Source organism: Okeania hirsuta, assembly GCF_003838195.1.
Lineage (GTDB): Bacteria > Cyanobacteriota > Cyanobacteriia > Cyanobacteriales > Microcoleaceae > Okeania > Okeania hirsuta.
Map to the genome: position 1 here is coordinate 25,456 of NZ_RCBY01000027.1, position 17,319 is coordinate 42,774.

Sequence of the window (17,319 nt, forward strand, 5' to 3'; positions counted from 1 at the left end):
CTAAATAATTGCTCATCATACTGCTAAGGGTAGCAAGCATAAACTCAATTAAGCCGTAATCTATTGTACCGTTTCTATTGGATCGAGGACTATGAAAGAAGAAATTAAGATTCTAATCCAAGCTCAATATCCTCTGATCTACCTCGTAACATCCGAGGAAGAGCGGTCAGAGCAGGCAATTGCAGCTATAGCTCAACTGAAGCCCCAGTCTCAGAAAAAAGTATTTGTTTGGACAGTAACTCACGGAATAGTAGAGTATAGTCAAAGCAAAAATACCACTCAGCATAATACAGTCTCACCAGAGGCAGCTATAGAGTGGGTAATCAGACAGCGAGATACTAGCAACAACGCTGGAATATATATATTCAAAGACTTACATCCGTTTATTGACTCACCGCCAGTTACTAGGTGGTTAAGAGATGCGATCGCTAGTTTCAAGGGCACAAATAAGACAATTATATTGATGTCCCCAGTGCAGAATGTTCCGATAGAACTAGAAAAGGAGGTAGTTGTACTTGATTTTCCACTACCAGATATGAAGGAGTTGAATCAAGTCCTCTCACAATATCTAGGGAAGCGTAACATTTCCACAGAGACAAGGGAAAAGCTCCTCAAAGCAGCTTTAGGTCTTACAAAAGATGAGGCTGAAAAGGTATATCGCAAAGCTCAAGTAACAGCAGGACGTCTAACTGAACAAGAGGTTGAGATTGTACTGTCTGAGAAAAAGCAGCTAATCAAGCGTAACGGCATATTAGAGTACATCGAAGAGGATGAAACTATTAATGCTGTAGGTGGGCTAGAGGAACTTAAACACTGGTTAAGACAACGTTCTGATGCTTTCACAGAGAGAGCTAGAGAATATGGCCTACCTCAGCCAAAAGGTATGTTAATCTTGGGAATACCTGGATGTGGAAAATCTTTAATAGCAAAGACTACATCTCGCCTGTGGGGTTTACCATTATTGCGCTTGGATATGGGACGAGTCTACGATGGTTCAATGGTAGGACGTTCTGAAGCTAATTTACGAAATGCTCTTAAAACAGCCGAGTCAATATCACCAGCTATACTATTTATAGATGAGTTAGATAAAGCTTTTGCTGGTAGTACTGGTTCAGCTGACTCTGATGGAGGTACTTCAAGTAGAATATTCGGTTCATTCCTGACTTGGATGCAAGAAAAAACTTCCCCAGTATTTGTGATGGCAACTGCCAACCGAGTAGAACGTTTACCGGGAGAGTTTTTGCGTAAAGGTAGATTTGATGAAATTTTCTTTGTAGATTTACCAAACAAACAGGAACGTCAAGATATCTTCAAGATTCACCTAGCAAAAAGACGTCGAGAAATTGAACGCTTCGATCTCGATCAATTATCTAATGTTTCCGAAGGCTTTTCAGGTGCAGAAATAGAGCAAGCCATAATCGCTGCTATGTATGAGGCATTTGCTCAAGATAGAGAATTTACACAGCTAGATATTATTGCCGCGATTAAAGCTACACTACCGTTGTCGAAAACCATGACAGAGCAGGTGACTGCACTACGAGATTGGGCAAGACAACGTGCGCGGCCTGCTGCAGCTTCAGTCGCCGAGTATCAAAGACTGGAGTTCTAAAAGCTTTCTCCTGGTCCAAACAGGAGTAAAGGCTAGTAATCTGTATAGAGTTACTAGCAGTGCCTAAAAAAACCACTTTGACTCGATATCAACTTAACGATGATGAGCAGTGGTAATTTTTCATAAAAACCGTTGTTGTTTCTGTTTTCAGTTAAAATTTTAGGAGGAAACTCGAATGTCTCACTTCAGCACACTGCGTACCAAGATCTCTGACTCTGAAATCTTAAAAGCTTCTCTGCGTGACTTGGGTATCACAGTTAAAACTAACGCTGATGTTCGTGGCTACAATGGCCAACGTGTACGTTCAGATATCGTTGCTGTTCTCGAAGGTGAATATGATTTAGGTTGGTCTTCCAATAGTGATGGTTCTTTTGACCTAATCGCTGACTTGTGGGGTGTTGCTAAAAAGCACAATCAAACTGAGTTGATCAACTCCATCAATCAGAAATATGCCGTTAACAAGACTTTAGCTGCTGTTAAGCAACGCGGTCTGCAAAACGCTAATGTCAAGTTGGTTGTGCAGAAGTAATCTATTTGCGCGTTCCCAAGTTTGCGGGTTAACCAAGATCGGGTTAGCCCGTTTTTTTAGTTATTTTGGCAGAATGAAGAAGGAAAAAGGAAGAGGGAAGAAGGAAAAATATTGCTTTGTCTGAATTTTAAGCTTTTGACCTATCCTAATACCAATTACTATGCATTAATGCTTAACTTAGGTAGCACTTCAATTATTCAGTAATTAACACAAATATAATCACCTTTTTGATCATTAGCACCCTAGGAGTGCATTAATTATTATTATATTTACTTGTCCCCCTATTCCCCTCCTGGGAGTGGTTAAGGGTGGGTCCCCCACTCCCCTGCTCAAGATACGGGTTGAAAAGTTTTTGAGAAATGGTATAACCTTTCCTTCAATGGCTATATTAAATATTCAATTTAAATTAAGTTTGCAATAAGCAAAGAATAATGATAAGATAGTACTATTTTAATTTAATCAAACTTAGTTGAGATAATTAAGAATAAAAACATAATTTGGCTTAACTAAAAAACTCCAGTTATGATAGCTGTAGAGTTGAACAATATCAAGATACGACAAAGAGCAGTAATTTTCATGCAGACAGAAGCTTTCAGCGAGGTTTTTCCTCTGTTTAAGGGAGCAAACCCAGAAACCTTGGAATGGCTACTTTCAGTTGCAGTCAAACACGAATATCCCTCAAATAGAGTCGTCCTTATGGAGGATGCTTGGGGTAATGCAGTTTACTTCGTGGTATCCGGTTGGGTCAAAGTTAGACGCAGATTGTCCCCTGACAACTCAGTTGCACTTGCTATTCTAGGGAGAGGAGATTTTTTTGGAGAAATGGCTATTCTAGATGAGTCACCACGCTCAAATGATGTCGTTGCCTTATCACCAGTACGTTTGATTAGTATTTCAGCTCAAAGATTTATTCAAACTCTCTTCAAAGACCCTCAGTTACATCATCGAATGCTTCAACTTATGGTCAAGCGTCTAAGGCAAACAAATATTCGTGATCAACTGCGTCATAGACCCCCTGCAGTCAAACTGGCTAATACATTAGTTGAATTAGTAGAAAATTACGGTCAGACCACAGACAAAACCTGTGAAATATTTAATATTTCTGACCAAGATTTAGCTGATGTTACAGATATAACAATCGAAGAAACTAGCAAAATCATGGAAAAACTACAGGCTAAGGGGTGGATGAATAGATATACAGAACATCAGGTAATTCACTTACTTAATCTCAAACATTTAATGCATTTAGCAAGTCAATAGACTAGATAAATAATAATGTTTTAAACATTAAAAACTTAATCAAAAGTTTTGTCTAAAAAATAATATTAATTAATATGTGATGAATTAACAGAAAATATATAATACTAAAATCAAATGGAAATAGTTAATATCAAAAATAAATAACCATGACTGAAGCTAGAACAGTATCCCTCAGTCCCACAATTAAAAAACCAGCAATTCAATATCAAGTATTTATGCCTCATCCAGAATCTCATCTGTTTGAGGTTAGTTTGTGTGTCCAACTTGAACAGCTATCTCCTTCATTTCAAAAAGCTGGAAAACTGGATTTAAAGATGCCAGTATGGACACCAGGGTCTTACTTAGTTAGAGAATATGCTAAACATTTACAAGATTTTTGTGCTTATAGTGAAAATGAATCTTCTTTAGATTGGCAAAAGCTCAGTAAAAATCATTGGCAAATAGAAACTTCAGGAACTTCTGAAGTAATAGTACAGTACAGGATATTTGCAAATGAATTAACGGTACGCACTAATCATTTAGACTCTACACATGGTTATTTTAATGGTGCAGCTTTATTTTTTGATATTCCTGGAGCTGAGAAAAATTCCATTTGGATAAAGATTATTCCACCTAAACCTGATTGGAAAGTAGCGACTTCTTTACCAGAAATTCCAGGTTCTGATAATACATTTGAGGCAGTAGATTTTGATACTTTAGTAGATAGTCCTTTTGAAATAGGTACTCATCAATTATATCAATTTGAAGTACAAGGAAAAGCACATCAGTTAGCTATTTGGGGAACAGGTAATGCAGAACCAGAAAAGTTAATTCCAGATATTAAAAAAATTATTGATGTAGAAGCCAAGTTTTTTGGTGGTTTACCTTATGAAAAATATCTATTTTTATTGCATATATCTGGACAGGGGTTTGGTGGTTTAGAGCATAAATTTAGCTGTACTTTAAATTATCCTAGATTCAGTTTTAGGAGTAAGGAAAAACGCGATCGCTTTATGCAATTAGTCGCCCATGAATTTTTTCACTTATGGAATGTTAAGCGTATTCGACCTAAAGCTCTAGAAGTATTTAATTATGAACAGGAAAACTATACTCCTTCTCTATGGTTTTGTGAGGGTACAACTAGCTATTATGACTTATTAATTCCTTTCAGAGCTGGTGTTTATGATGTTCAAACTTTCTTACAAGGATTAGGGAAAGAAATTACACTTTTCCTAACAACAATAGGACGAAAGGTACAACCCCTAAGTGAGTCTAGTTGGGATGCTTGGATTAAACTTTATCGTCGGGATGCTAATAGCAATAATTGCCAGATTTCTTATTATTTAAAAGGAGCGATGGTATCTTTATTGCTCGATTTATTAATTAGGGAAAAACATCAAAATCAATACTCGCTAGATGATGTAATGCGCCGAATGTGGGAGCAGTTTGGTAAACCAGAAATAGGCTTTACTCCCGAACAATTGAAAAGTGTAATTGAAGAAGTAGCAGGAGTAAATTTGGATGATTTCTTTGAGAGGTATATTGATGGTGTAGATGAGTTGCCTTTTGACGAGTATCTCAAGCCTTTTGGATTACAACTTAAGAGAGAAGACAATAAATGGCCTAATTTAGGGATGAATGTTGTCACTAAGAATGGCAAAGAAATAATTAAATTTGTCGAAGCCCAAGGGCCAGCACAGTTAGCGGGATTGGATGCGGGTGATGAGTTATTGGCAATAGATGGTTTTCGGGTAAGTGCTGATAAGTTGAGCGATCGCCTCAAAGATTATCAACCAGGAGATTCAATTGAAGTAACGGTTTTTCATCACGATCAACTTCTGACCCATAAGGTAACTTTAGCAGCTCCTAGTCCTAGTAATTACCAAGTGGTATCATTGAGCAGCACCACACTCAAACAATTAGAAAATTTTGCAGAATGGTTAGGAGTGCCATTGGATTCTATTTAATAGAGCAGGGAACAGGGAACAGGGAATAGGGAACAGGGAACAGGTAGGGACGTTGCATGCAACGTCCCTACAGATTATTATGATTAGGGAAAGAGGCGATCGCCAACCCAAACAATAATTCCCTTGTCTAGACTGACTTTGAAGCATTTTTCCTACCAAAAAATGTCTAAGTAGGGGTTGCTGATTAAATCTAAAAGCATTGACATATAAAGACAAGTGCCTTTTTGGAGTCGAAAAAAGTGCGCCTGTTTCAGTCTAAAATGCTCAAAAAGTTAGTATTTTAGGCGCATAGTTGGGCAGAAAAATCATTCTTACAATTCTTACTTCTACCTCCTCGCTCATTCCCATTTCTCCTGTCTCCTGTCTCCTACCCCTACTAAAAGATTTTTGAGCGCAAACCCTAAGTACCATTAGGACTTGTGCTGATGGTGAACCTCAGACAGGGAAATGTTTTTCCCCCCGTTCCTTGTTCCCTGTTCCCTATTCCCTGCTATAACATTTGAGAGTAGCTTCCATAATATCTGTAGTTTGACCTGAAACTGTGTATACTAAAGCCTCGCGATAAACCCGTTGTGCTCCATGATTTTTGTGATTAGCTGCGCCACTAGAAACAGTAACAGCAGCAGCAGTACAACGTTGGGCTAAATTAATAGCTGTTGCTCTGAGGTGGAGTTTTTCGGCAAAATCAGTATTAGGATTTTTATTGGCTTCTTCTATGGCATTTCGACATTTATCAACCTCAGTTTGTAAGGAATAAATTGCATCTGGGATAAAAGGAAGAAGTTTCGTTTTTGATATTTATTTCATAATATCTATACCTGCTAAAGCACATCCTAAAGCAAAAGCACTAAAGCTATATGATAATTATGTAGCCTATCTTTTGCCTGAAATGGGTATTGCTAAAAATTCTAAATACCAGGAACATATCCGGAATCCAGGGGTGGCTTGTTGTACATAATAGTAATAGTAAAATTTTTTTAATTAGAACTTCAATTTAGAAGCAGAGGTAAACTGTGAAACCCTTAATTAAATTTCCCTTAGATGGTGACAAGTCTATTCTTGTAGAAGTAGAGGAGTTACCAGTTTCCGAGGTAGATGAGGAACTGGTTGCTAACTATCCTGGCCAAAAAGTTGTTGCTCAAGCTCAAACCTCCTTTGCTGAAGCAATGGAGACAATTAAGCCTATTGCTACCAACATTATTGGCAAAGTTCGGGAACTAAAAGACTCCCCTGATGAAGTAGAGGTAAAATTTGGGCTAAAGATGACGGCAGAAATGGGAGCGATTATTGCCTCGACAAATGTGGAAGGCAACTATGAAATTACCTTGAAGTGGAAGAAGTGATTTGTAGTTAACAATGACTTTTCAATGGACATCGGCAATCGTTCGCATTCGTCAACCTAACAAAAACGTTGTTGGCGCAGGTTTTCTAGTGTCTAATCGGCACATTATCACCTGCGCTCATGTGGTTAATGCAGCACTGGGAAAACAACTAAATACTCTAGATCTGCCAGATAGGGCAATTTATCTAGATGTTCCCCTAGTTGCATCGGGAAACATTCTTAAGGCAAGGGTTGTTCGCTGGAAAGCAGTCAAATGAGTTTGACAGAGCGGAATAGAGATAAAGAGGAAAAAAAACGTCAAGAACGAGAAAAGCTAGAAGCTAAAGTAGCTTTTGAGACATCAGAAGACAAGAATCGTATCTTGGCTAAAGCTAATCAGAAAGCTAATCGCATGATTCGTTTTGGTTCTGGTGTTTTGGCTATCTCTTTTATTGGAGCAATAATTGCTGGAGTCATTGCAGGTATAGCTAATCAGCAACTACAAGCACTTAATAGAGTAGAAGCAACTTTTGAAACTATTCTGGGAAGACTAGGTATTCAAAGAAGAGGGATTGCTTACTATACTCTAGGTGATCTCAAATCCGGTAGCATCGGAGTAATTAAACCTGAATTTTCGGCCACCAATGGTACTGGGTTATAGCCTTGATTGCAAATTGCTGTGTTAAAAGAACTTGACAACGCTCAAACAGAATTTCTTCTAACTCTTCGAGGCTGGTAAATGAACGATTTGCGATCGGTTCATTAATTAGAGGCCATAACCTTTCTGCTGGTTGTAATTCAGGCGAGTAGGGTGGTAAATACTCTAAGTGCAAGCCCAAAGGAATCTTTAACTCAGAACTTGTATGCCATCCAGCTCTGTCAATGGTTAAGATAATGTGTTTGTCTTCTCCTAACTGAAATTCTCGTGCAAAGTCTTCTAAAACTCGGTTAAAAAGCTCTACATTAACTTTTGGTAAAATCCAGTAGTAAGTTTCACCATTATTTGGATTCACAAAGCCGTATAACCATAGCCATTGGTATTTCCAGTTAACATTGGCGATCGCATGACTACCCAACTGAGCCCAGACTCTTCTACATATAGGTTTTAACCCTAAGCGATGTTCATCCATTGCCCAGACTTCAACTGTGGCCTCTGGGTGTTTTTGCCCTACTTCTTGGACTTTCTGGTTGAGTTTTTTTTTCCACTGTTCTTGCTCTGTGATCTCCCCTTTGTCATGTGCTGGACGTGGTACTTTTAAACGCATTTCAAAGCTACGTAGATATTCCCACCCTCTTTGAGGATGAATAGGACGTTCCAGATGCTCGCTCATCCACTGAGCTACTTTGGGTCCATTCCTTGAAGAAGGAGACAGGAGACAGCTATACTGGAGACAGGAGGAAAATTACATGGGGATTCGCTCCCCCCAAGTAATGCGTGAACACGACCGTTGACGGTGGGGTATTAAACCCACAAAGAAAATGATAAACCTCCATCTACCGGTGGCTCTTGTAGTGCTTGCCATAGGAAAGCTTGGTCTATTTCTGAGAGTAAGGTCTCCGGCCCCTGATGTTGATGGCGACGATCTTTTAATCCATCAATACCTAATCGGTTATAGCGCCCTACAATTCTGTAAATTGAACCACGCCGATATCCAGTAACCTCAGCCACTTCTTCTACTTTGTGGCCTTTAGCTATCAACCAGAGGATTTGCCATCTAGTTCGTTCTATTGGGTCTTGAGTTTGTCGGTAGAGTTTTTCCAACTCTTCGATACTTTTGTGTGGTTCTAGCTTTAACAATCTCGGCATGGCGATCGCCCAACTCTTACTATTCATCCCTTAATTTATCAGGTTTAATTTTTTTATACCGATGCTACCGGATTTGATATCAACTCTTCCCAGAAGCTCTAACTTTAACCAAAACCAAAGCGACAGAAAACGCCCTCAAGCAAGTCAAAAATCCCGACTTCCTCCATATTGCCACTCATGGATTCTTTTTATCCAAACCTACATCAGAAAACCCAACCAATCTTGATAATCCCCTATTTCGTTCTGGGTTAGTGTTTGCCGGAGTCGAAAAACAACAGAGTGGAGGAGATGATGGAGTTTTTACTGCTTATGAAGCCACCCTCTTAAATCTAGTCGGCACTCAATTAGTAGTATTATCCGCTTGCGATACAGGAATAGGGGATATTAGCGTGGGGGAAGGAATTTATGGATTACGTCGTGCTTTCGTTATTGCAGGCAGCGAAAGTCAAATGATGAGTCTGTGGAAAGTAGAAGATAATGCCACAAAAGACTTGATGGTAGCTTATTATCAGGGATTAAAAGCAGGAAAAGGACGCCGGGATGCGTTACTGGATATTCAGCGAAATTGGTTGAAAGAGGGAGAATATCAACATCCTTATTATTGGGCGAGTTTCATCTTTTCCGGGGATGGGACACCGATAGCGCTAGGCGCAAGTCAGAAGTAATCCCTGACTAAGTTTGAGCGTTTATAAACCTCCTAACCCATTTGCGTAGTACTATACTAATTTAATCAATTTCTACGATGATGAAAGTTTTGATACTTATTTTTGGATTTTAGTAATTATTAATATCGTCAGGAGGGAAAGCAAATACAATTCCTATTCCCCAAGCAATACTTGGTACTAAAGCAAAAATTATTATTTCTAAACCTGTCATAATTAATTTCCTACTTGATTTTTTTGTATGTAAAGTTTCTAGTTTTGATGCAGTCTACACGGTATCTACAATTTCTTGGGGTTTGTAGATGTAGAGTGGCTTATTTTAGTATCCCTATCCATTTTTTCCTTCTTTCTTCTTCCTTCTTCAACTAATTATTTATTTGTAAGTTTCTCTGGTTTTCTATTATATCTATTTTTGCTGTTAATCTAGTTAAGTTACTGTCAATAATTCGTTGATTAGTAACATGATCGTAAGCTTCCCATTCTTGAGTAACTTCTGTATCTTGCCAAATAAACCAGTTCCGATAAATTTCTCCACTATCAATATCATTACATAGAGGCAACCAATCATCTCCTGTAAAATACTCTGTTTCTTGAATGACTAAATTTAGACCTATTAAAGTTAATAATGTTTCTAAATTATTCAAGTCTTTCTGAGATAGTTTATGGGTTTTTCTATGGTTCATAAGTCTGATTTCCATGTTTTTTTATTGATTTTGTGAAAGAAAATTTTAATGTATAGCAGAAGAAAGAAGGAAGAAGAAAGAAGGAAGAAGGAAAAATCTTGCGTTGTCTGATTTTTAAGCTTTTGATCTGTCCGTGCCCTTTGCTTCTACTGCTATATTAACTATTTGATCAATTAGAAAGTAGGGCGGTACAAATTTTTCTAGCTATATACTGAATTTTAAATCTAGTTACCATCGATAAAATATTTGCTAATTTCTGATTTTATTAAGAGTTATAAATTAATTTAAATTGCTAAAGTTTATCAATCAATTCATCCATTTTCAAAATATATATTGTGTATTGAATCTACATTTTTCAAGGTATATTAAAAAATACTTCTGTAATTTATGAATCTTCAGTTTATCAAAATAATATGGGTCTAAAGCCCCACCTTTTAAGGCGAAATATTTTTGGAGAGTTGCTCAAATGCCCGTTAAAAAAATAACTTCTGACTTCTGACTTCTGACTTCGTTAAGAACCTTCTGCTATTGCTGAATTAGTATTATCATAAAACTCTAAACTATCTGGAATTTGAGCCTCAATCTCAGATATTCTTTGCTCAATCTCAGCTTGTTTAGCAGCAAAACTATCATAACTAAAATAAAAATGACCAAGAACTTTTCCTTGATAACTACGCTTAGTAAATTGCCAACCAGGTTCTAGAAAAATTTTCATCATTCCATTACTAAGTCCGCGACTTCTACCAATCATTTTTTTATCTCCTGTCAAGGAAATGCCAAATAATTTAATTTCACCACCAACATTCTGCAAAATTAATCTATGACTAACTGATAAATCATTACCATCTACCCGAATTGAATAGCCATTACTATCAGTAGCTCTTCCACAAATGCCAGAAAAATTAAAGTTTAATAGCAAAGGCTCAACTAAAATTGGATATAATCCTGCTTCACTTTCACTCCAGCAAGGTCTTTCATTAGAACGCTGCTCTAAAATAATTAGTTTATAACCAGAATATCCGTTTAGATCGCTCAGAGGCATTGCCGTGGCAATAACTTGATTTTGGTCAATTTCTACCTCGTCAAAAGTAAAATTTGCTTGGGCAGATATCGCAGTATTAATAGTAAAAAATATTGTGCTAAAAATAGTTAAAATTGAACGATGAAAAATATTTTTCATTGGCTTGCTCCCTGTTTTTTGTTTCTCTAAATACTTTAAAAAAATCGGCTTTTTTTTGTAGAGAATATTAGGATTTTAATTAAACCAGATTTAAAAAAATCTAGAAAAGCCTCAATTATGTTAGGCAGTATAGTTTCGAGATAAAAGCAGTTAAAATGTTGTTAATTAGTTAACTTCCTTAAATTAGAAAGAGTTAGCTATGTTCGTTAAAGTAGCATTCAGCACTCAGCTATGAGCAATCAGCTTCTCAAGGTGTATAATGAAGGTTTAAGTCCCCCATTAACAAGCATCACGCGCTTTTTTATCAAAATAATTGGGTCTAAAACTCCGCCTTTTAAAGCGAAATATTTTTGGAGAGTTGCTCACGCATCCCCTACTTCCCCTCCTGGGAGGGGTTAGGGGTGGGTTAACTTCTGACTTGTGACTTGTGACTTGTCACCCCGTGAGGTGGGGGAGTCAAACCCTTGAATTTTTAGCTGACCGCTATTTGCGTTTGCGTAGCATTTTGTAGAAAAGTATTCCGGAACAAAAAAGCTGATAGCTAGTTAAAATCATTTACAGCATTTTTGAGGATAGTGAGGTACAGTTATAAGACTATTCGTATATTTCCTGTTCCCAGCTCCGGTGTTCCCTAATAACTTCTGACTTCTGACTTCTGAGTCCGTTAAAGTGGGGGACTCAAACTCTTGAATTTTTAGCTGACAGCTATTTGCGTTTGCGTAGCATTTTGTAGAAAAGTATTCCGGAACAGAAAAGCTGATAGCTAGTTAAAATCATTTACAGCATTTTTGAGGATAGTGAGGTACAGTTATAAGACTATTCGTATATTTCCTGTTCCCAGCTCCGGTGTTCCCTAATAACTTCTGACTTCTGACTTCTGAGTCCGTTAAAGTGGGGGACTCAAACTCTTGAATTTTTAGCTGACAGCTATTTGCGTTTGCGTAGCATTTTGTAGAAAAGTATTCCGGAACAGAAAAGCTGATAGCTAGTTAAAATCATTTACAGCATTTTTGAGGATAGCGAGGTACAGTTATAAGACTATTTATTCGTATATTCCCTGTTCCCAGCTCCGGTGTTCCCTAATAACTTCTGACTTCTGAGTTCGTTAAAGTGGGGGACTCAAACCCTTGAATTTTTAGCTGACAGCTATTTGCGTTTGCGTAGCATTCTGTAGGAAAGTATTCCGGAACAGAAAAGCTGATAGCTAGTTAAAATCATTTACAGCACTTTTGAGGATAGTGAGGTACAGCTATAAGACTATTTATTCGTATATTCCCTGTTCCCTGTTCCCTAGAGCAATAAAACTTTATACCTCATCAACTCGATAACTGCTGTAAAATAAATAACAATAAAAATACAAATAGGAAGAAACAGTGGAAAAAAAATCAAAGCGCGATCGCGGACGAATTCTCACAACTTCTGGACTGAAAAAACTGAATGAAGCTATTGAAGAATGGAAACAACAGTACAACCTCAGAGCTACTCTTGCAGAAATTGAAGCTGAGTCTGGAGTGGGTTCCGACACCATCAGTAAAATTAGACAAGGGCGAGTCGGTGCAGACCTGAGTAAAATTCAGCAGCTTTTTGCCTCCTTTGGTCTGACATTGGATGAAGCAGACCACCGTTCGGGAAAACAGAGTCAAACTTCAAGTGAAACAGAACCTATTGGAGAACTTTTGCCACTACTTAATAACGAAGAAATAGTGAGTCACAATAGTTCCCAAGTTTTTATCAGTTATTGCAGTCAAGACCCGGATCGAGAATTGGCGCGACAGTTTGAAACGGCCTTGAATGCTGCTGGTCATCAGGTTTTTATGGCAGCAGACCGCATCCGTCTGGGAGAAAATTGGTTTCGGCGTATTAATGAAGAGTTGAGACGGTGTGACTATTTGCTGTTATTTTTGCCTCCCCAGTCGGTACAAAGTGAGTTACTGACCTATCAAGTACAACTTGCAAGGGAGTTACAATTTTCCCGACCCAACCGTAAACCTGTAATTTTGCCGATACGGGTAGGGTTTTCCCTGAGTACACCCCTCAACCACGATCTGCGGGGTTATCTCTATCGCATTCAACAACGGGAGTGGCGATCGCCAGAAGATAGTGTGGTCATTCTGAGGGAAGTTTTGACTCTTTTAGCTACTCCACCGGAGAATATTGCGTCGGAAGTAGAGGAACAACAAGAGACTTTACCTGCGGAAGAAATTAGTAGCATTGCATCAACAAATAGCGCTCCTTTACCCTCTGCTGAACCTGAAATACCGGGGGGACAAATTGATGTGGCATCTACTTTTTATATCGAGCGTCCACCTATTGAAGAACGTTGTTATCAAGCTATTTTGCAACCAAGTGGTTTAATTAGAATTAAAGCGCCACGACAGATGGGTAAAACTTCTTTAATGGCAAGAATTTTACACCATGCTACACAGGAAGGATATCGGACTGTACCTTTAAGTTTTCAGTTAGTAGATAAAGAGGTTTTTAGTAATCTTGATAAATTCTTAAAATGGTTTTGTGCTTATGTGGGACGAGAGTTACGTTTGCCTAATCAATTAGATGATTATTGGGATGATATTTTTGGTAGTAAAGTTAATTGTAAGGATTATTTTGAGAAGTATTTATTAGCTCAAATAGATAATCCTTTAGTGTTGGGTTTAGATGAAATTGATAGAGTTTTTCAATATCCTGATATTGCCGAAGATTTTTTGGGATTATTACGAGCTTGGCATGAGGAATCAAAGCGACGAGTTATTTGGAAAAAATTGCGATTATTGGTAGTACATTCTACGGAAGTTTATATTCCCATGAATATTAATCAATCTCCTTTTAATGTAGGATTGCCTATAGATTTACCAGAGTTTAATCCACAACAAGTTCGAGATTTAGCATCGCGACATAATTTGAATTGGTCGGAGTCAGAAGTTGATAAATTAATGACAATTGTTGGCGGGCATCCTTATTTAGTTAGGGTTGCTTTATATCATATTTCTAAACAAGATTTAACTCTGGAAGATTTGCCGGAAAATGTAACTGCTGAAACGGGAATTTATAGCGACCATTTACGACGACATTTGTGGAATTTAGAAGAATATCCAGAGTTAGCTGAAGCGATGAAAAATGCGATTTCTGAAAATTATAATGGGCAGTTAACAGGAATGTTGGGTTTTAAGTTAGATAGTTTAGGTTTGGTGAAATGGCAGAGTAATAAATGTTATCCCAGATGTGAGTTATATCGTCAGTATTTTCAAGCGCATTTGTTATCGGAGAAGTAAGAAGTAAGAAGTAAGAAGTAAGAAGGAAAAAGTAAGAAGGAAGAAGTAAGAAGGAAGAAGTAAGAAGGAAGAAGTAAGAAGTAAGAAGGAAGAAGGAAGAAGGTGTTTAGTTATAAATAAAAGATGGAGGAGTCAGGAGTCAACCCACCCCTAACCCCTCCCTGGAGGGGAGGGGAACGACCGAGTCAGGAGGAAAAAAGAAGGGAGTTTAGTTATTTAGGAGAGAAGGAAGAACTAAAGGTACTGGTGGATTATAATGGTATAGCTAGTGGGAGCTCTTGCTCCCGTTCTAACTGTTGCTTGTTCCCGTTCTAATGATTTCTATGTGCTACGCAAACAGATATTCCTAAGTTAAAAGTAGTAATAGCAGTTGCTATAGTATTATACCAAGCGTGAAAAAATAATTTTTAACTTAGGCGACACTTCAATTATTAATTAATTAATTAACACAGACTGAATATTTTTTTGATAGTTAGCACCCCAGTTATTGTTAATTATTCTTATGCTTATACAAAATGTTCCATCTGAGCGCCATTCCAACATCTTTTTCCCCATCTCCCCCACTCCCCCGCTCCCCTACTCCCTCGCTCAAGAAAATTTTGATATTTCCTAATTATCTGGTAAATTTCTTGGTGGAGTTTCTCGACCTTGATAAAACTGTTTTTCTAATTGATTTAACCCTAACCAAGAAACAACTCCAAGAGGTAAAGTTAAAATCATAAAAATCATCCCAATTATATTTAAATATTCCAAAATTAACAGTAATAATAGGATAATCATCAACATAGCTGAAGTAGCAATTATTACTCCTATTTTAATTCGTTGTAAAAATTTTAAAGCATTGCGAAAACTACTACATTTTTTAGTATGAGAATGATATCTGTCTAATAATATTTCTGAATAAAGAGCAGAACTTAAACTTGCATTAGAAAATAACTGAGCATTATATTTATTCACCCAAGAACGCAATTCAAATACAAATAAATCTGCTTTTGTCGGTAAATAAAAAGCCTTTGAAAAATTCGGACTACCACCTTTTGCTTCTAAATACCGTTCTTGATGATGTAAAAATATTTGGTCATCTTCCAATACTCCATTTTGCCCAAGATGAGAATACCAACGAGGACTTAACTGAATAAAAAATTTGGGAAATGGAGAAGAAAACTTAAAAGGAAAACGAGCAAACAAACGACATTCTCCTTTCCGAATAGGTGTTGCATATACAACTGTTAATGTACGACCAAATTGTTTAGAAGTAAGGTCATGCCACATCATTGCAGGAGCAATAAAAGTAGTTTCTTGTCTTCCCAAAGTACCTTTTCTTGGACTTTCTTCCCAGACTCCTTTAAAACCCCATTTTCCAGATTCTACTACTTCTAATTCTACAGGAGAAACATTAGTACGGTTTCCCACAGTACGATGATGAGTATAAGGAATATGACTAGAATCTAAAACATTTTCCATTAATGTTAAAGCATCATAAGGTAAATCTCGAAAAGTATTTAAACAAACCCATTCATTAGAACTTTTATCAGAATTTTCATCTAAAACATCAACTGTAGGAATAGGTGTTTGAGCAGCATTTTCTACTTTTCCTGCATAGACAAATAAAAGACATTGACAGACTTTTGTAGGTAAAGATTTAACCGTTGCTCTTGATGATTTTTCAGCTTTACCTTCTTCTTTTTGTTGAGGAATAATTTCACAGTTTCCTCTGCCTGAAAATGCCCAACCATGGTAAGGACATTCTAAACATCCAGTCTCATTAATTCTACCTTGAGAAAGGGGTGCTAAACGATGAGGAGATTGGTCTTCAAATACGCGCCATTGATGGTTTTTTTCTTCCCACCAAATCACAATATCTCGTTCTAATAATGTAAACGGTGTAGGTTTAGTTTTGTCTAAATCTTCTACATAATGAACTGGATACCAAACTTCTTGCCAATCAAAATATTCTGGGTCAGTTCCACCTGCACTTAAAGGTATATTGTGGGAATTTTTTACAGCGTTAGTAATCATCAGAATGTTAATTGATTTAGTTAAGTTACCTAGTATAATATAGCTTTATGCCAAAGTATTTTATAGCTTGTTTTAATAACTCGCATAGGGTGTATTAGTTTTACATAACGCAAATTTTAGGAAAAAATCATGAATTATACAGCAACAATACTTGAAACAAAAATTGCTTTGAAAGAAGCTTTGAAGATATATCAAGGAGATGTTAAACACCAGAATGTTAAGGAAAAAATAGAGCAACTTTCTCAACTTAATCCTATAGTATAACCTACCCATAGCTCCCTTCTAGAATCTCAAGATTGGCTATTAATTAGCGCCCCTTCTTTTCCTCAAGGGGAGAAACTTTCTAATGGTAAATATGCTTATACTCTGGGAAGGTTAGCATTTAATATGTTTGAACCTAGCAATTTAAAGTTAGTTATTGATTCTGTTAGACAACCTGTTGTGTTGTTAGGAGAAGGGAAAAAACGTAGCCATGATATTGTAGTTGAGTTTAGTATTATTGATGAATTATTCCCACCATTAAAAGGTATTGTTCGTAATTTAGGTGTTTGTTATCCTGCCGATAATAAAACCTTACAAGTCGAATTTACTGGAGGAACTTTAACTCCACAAAAGGGTGAAAATTTGTTAATTTGGAAAGATATATTTAGTCAACGATAAATTATCAAAGAAAGGGTTGAAAGAACAATTAATGTCTGTATTTTTAAAGTTGATATTTGGGTTAGTGCCACCCAAAGGCATGAATACAGAAACAGGAGAAATTTCTTTTACAATGAAGCGATCGCCTAAAGGTCCTTTAGAAGTGCTTTATTTAGATGAAGAACTTCGCATTACACGGGGAGAAAAGGGAACTGTTCTAGTTTGTGAGCGACAGCATAAATAGTCGATCAAAGCTCAAATTTGAGTATTTAATTTATGAAGATGTCTAATAGATATAGCGCTGCGCGCAGGCAACAGGCAATAGGCAACAGGCAACAGGCAACAGCTCATCTGGGGGAATAAAAAACCGTTTGCGCAAGCATTCCGTAGGAATC

Annotated in this window: 16 protein-coding genes and 2 pseudogenes; 12 read left to right on the plus strand and 6 right to left on the minus strand. The window is 37.2% G+C overall.

Annotated features, from left to right (window positions below):
* The first annotated feature begins 91 nt into the window (after nt 1–91).
* The 4 genes from ycf46 to D5R40_RS07110 all read left to right on the plus strand — a co-directional run bounded on the left by ycf46 (nt 92) and on the right by D5R40_RS07110 (nt 5,344).
* Nucleotides 92–1,609 (plus strand): stress-responsive protein Ycf46, encoded by a 1,518-nt coding sequence (ycf46, locus tag D5R40_RS07095; protein ID WP_124144551.1) that lies wholly within the window; start codon nt 92–94, stop codon nt 1,607–1,609.
* Between the two features lie 175 nt (nt 1,610–1,784).
* A complete protein-coding gene (locus D5R40_RS07100) occupies nt 1,785–2,138 on the plus strand; it encodes a DUF1257 domain-containing protein (RefSeq protein WP_124144550.1) in 354 nt (117 codons plus the stop codon).
* Between the two features lie 576 nt (nt 2,139–2,714).
* A complete protein-coding gene (locus tag D5R40_RS07105; RefSeq protein ID WP_124144584.1) occupies nt 2,715–3,398 on the plus strand; it encodes a Crp/Fnr family transcriptional regulator in 684 nt (227 codons plus the stop codon).
* A 146-nt stretch (nt 3,399–3,544) separates the two neighbouring features.
* Nucleotides 3,545–5,344: a M61 family metallopeptidase gene (locus tag D5R40_RS07110; protein ID WP_124144549.1), complete on the plus strand. Its 1,800-nt coding sequence runs from the start codon at nt 3,545–3,547 to the stop codon at nt 5,342–5,344.
* A gap of 264 nt (nt 5,345–5,608) precedes the next feature.
* Here D5R40_RS07110 and D5R40_RS34775 read toward each other — a convergent pair whose 3' ends face one another.
* Both D5R40_RS34775 and D5R40_RS07115 read right to left on the minus strand, forming a co-directional pair.
* Nucleotides 5,609–5,755: a hypothetical protein gene (locus tag D5R40_RS34775; RefSeq protein WP_161564467.1), complete on the minus strand. Its 147-nt coding sequence runs from the start codon at nt 5,753–5,755 to the stop codon at nt 5,609–5,611.
* Nucleotides 5,756–5,824: 69 nt separating this feature from the next.
* A complete protein-coding gene (locus D5R40_RS07115) occupies nt 5,825–6,142 on the minus strand; it encodes an acyl-CoA dehydrogenase family protein (RefSeq protein WP_205127334.1) in 318 nt (105 codons plus the stop codon).
* A gap of 215 nt (nt 6,143–6,357) precedes the next feature.
* Between D5R40_RS07115 and D5R40_RS07120 the strand changes: the two genes are divergently transcribed.
* Genes D5R40_RS07120 through D5R40_RS07130 form a run of 3 tightly spaced genes read left to right on the plus strand, consistent with a single transcriptional unit; the run spans nt 6,358 to nt 7,326 of the window.
* Nucleotides 6,358–6,687, plus strand: a complete 330-nt coding sequence (locus D5R40_RS07120) for a CU044_2847 family protein (RefSeq protein ID WP_192901102.1) — start codon at nt 6,358–6,360, stop codon at nt 6,685–6,687.
* A 13-nt stretch (nt 6,688–6,700) separates the two neighbouring features.
* Nucleotides 6,701–6,943, plus strand: a complete 243-nt coding sequence (locus D5R40_RS07125; protein ID WP_124144548.1) for a S1 family serine peptidase — start codon at nt 6,701–6,703, stop codon at nt 6,941–6,943.
* A complete protein-coding gene (locus tag D5R40_RS07130; RefSeq protein ID WP_124154428.1) occupies nt 6,940–7,326 on the plus strand; it encodes a hypothetical protein in 387 nt (128 codons plus the stop codon). The genes D5R40_RS07125 and D5R40_RS07130 overlap by 4 nt, the downstream gene beginning before the upstream one ends.
* Here D5R40_RS07130 and D5R40_RS42465 read toward each other — a convergent pair.
* A pseudogene (locus tag D5R40_RS42465) lies at nt 7,286–8,472 on the minus strand (IS630 family transposase). The gene D5R40_RS07130 and the pseudogene D5R40_RS42465 sit on opposite strands and share 41 nt — an antisense overlap.
* Before the next feature lie 110 nt (nt 8,473–8,582).
* Here D5R40_RS42465 and D5R40_RS07145 point away from each other — a divergent pair.
* A pseudogene (locus tag D5R40_RS07145) lies at nt 8,583–9,137 on the plus strand (CHAT domain-containing protein); the annotation flags it as partial.
* A 362-nt stretch (nt 9,138–9,499) separates the two neighbouring features.
* On the opposite strand, the gene D5R40_RS07150 reads toward D5R40_RS07145, so the two are convergent.
* Both D5R40_RS07150 and D5R40_RS07155 read right to left on the minus strand, forming a co-directional pair.
* Nucleotides 9,500–9,817, minus strand: coding sequence for a hypothetical protein (locus D5R40_RS07150; RefSeq protein ID WP_240041558.1), 318 nt, complete (start codon nt 9,815–9,817; stop codon nt 9,500–9,502).
* A 511-nt stretch (nt 9,818–10,328) separates the two neighbouring features.
* Nucleotides 10,329–10,997: a DUF3747 domain-containing protein gene (locus D5R40_RS07155; protein WP_124144546.1), complete on the minus strand. Its 669-nt coding sequence runs from the start codon at nt 10,995–10,997 to the stop codon at nt 10,329–10,331.
* Nucleotides 10,998–12,370: 1,373 nt separating this feature from the next.
* On the opposite strand from D5R40_RS07155, the gene D5R40_RS07160 reads away from it, so the two are divergent.
* Nucleotides 12,371–14,266 carry an AAA-like domain-containing protein gene (locus tag D5R40_RS07160; RefSeq protein WP_124144545.1) on the plus strand — a complete coding sequence of 632 codons (1,896 nt, stop codon included), beginning with the start codon at nt 12,371–12,373 and terminating at the stop codon, nt 14,264–14,266.
* 609 nt (nt 14,267–14,875) lie between these two features.
* Here D5R40_RS07160 and D5R40_RS07165 read toward each other — a convergent pair.
* Nucleotides 14,876–16,285, minus strand: coding sequence for an aromatic ring-hydroxylating dioxygenase subunit alpha (locus D5R40_RS07165; RefSeq protein ID WP_124144544.1), 1,410 nt, complete (start codon nt 16,283–16,285; stop codon nt 14,876–14,878).
* Nucleotides 16,286–16,414: 129 nt separating this feature from the next.
* On the opposite strand from D5R40_RS07165, the gene D5R40_RS40850 reads away from it, so the two are divergent.
* The 3 genes from D5R40_RS40850 to D5R40_RS39255 all read left to right on the plus strand — a co-directional run bounded on the left by D5R40_RS40850 (nt 16,415) and on the right by D5R40_RS39255 (nt 17,168).
* Nucleotides 16,415–16,549, plus strand: a complete 135-nt coding sequence (locus tag D5R40_RS40850) for a hypothetical protein (RefSeq protein ID WP_275670342.1) — start codon at nt 16,415–16,417, stop codon at nt 16,547–16,549.
* Between the two features lie 123 nt (nt 16,550–16,672).
* Nucleotides 16,673–16,945, plus strand: coding sequence for a hypothetical protein (locus D5R40_RS39250; RefSeq protein WP_240038909.1), 273 nt, complete (start codon nt 16,673–16,675; stop codon nt 16,943–16,945).
* Nucleotides 16,946–16,961: 16 nt separating this feature from the next.
* The gene (locus D5R40_RS39255) at nt 16,962–17,168 is read left to right on the plus strand and encodes a PAP/fibrillin family protein (RefSeq protein WP_240038908.1); all 207 of its coding nucleotides are present in this window, start codon (nt 16,962–16,964) and stop codon (nt 17,166–17,168) included.
* Nucleotides 17,169–17,319 lie beyond the last annotated feature (151 nt).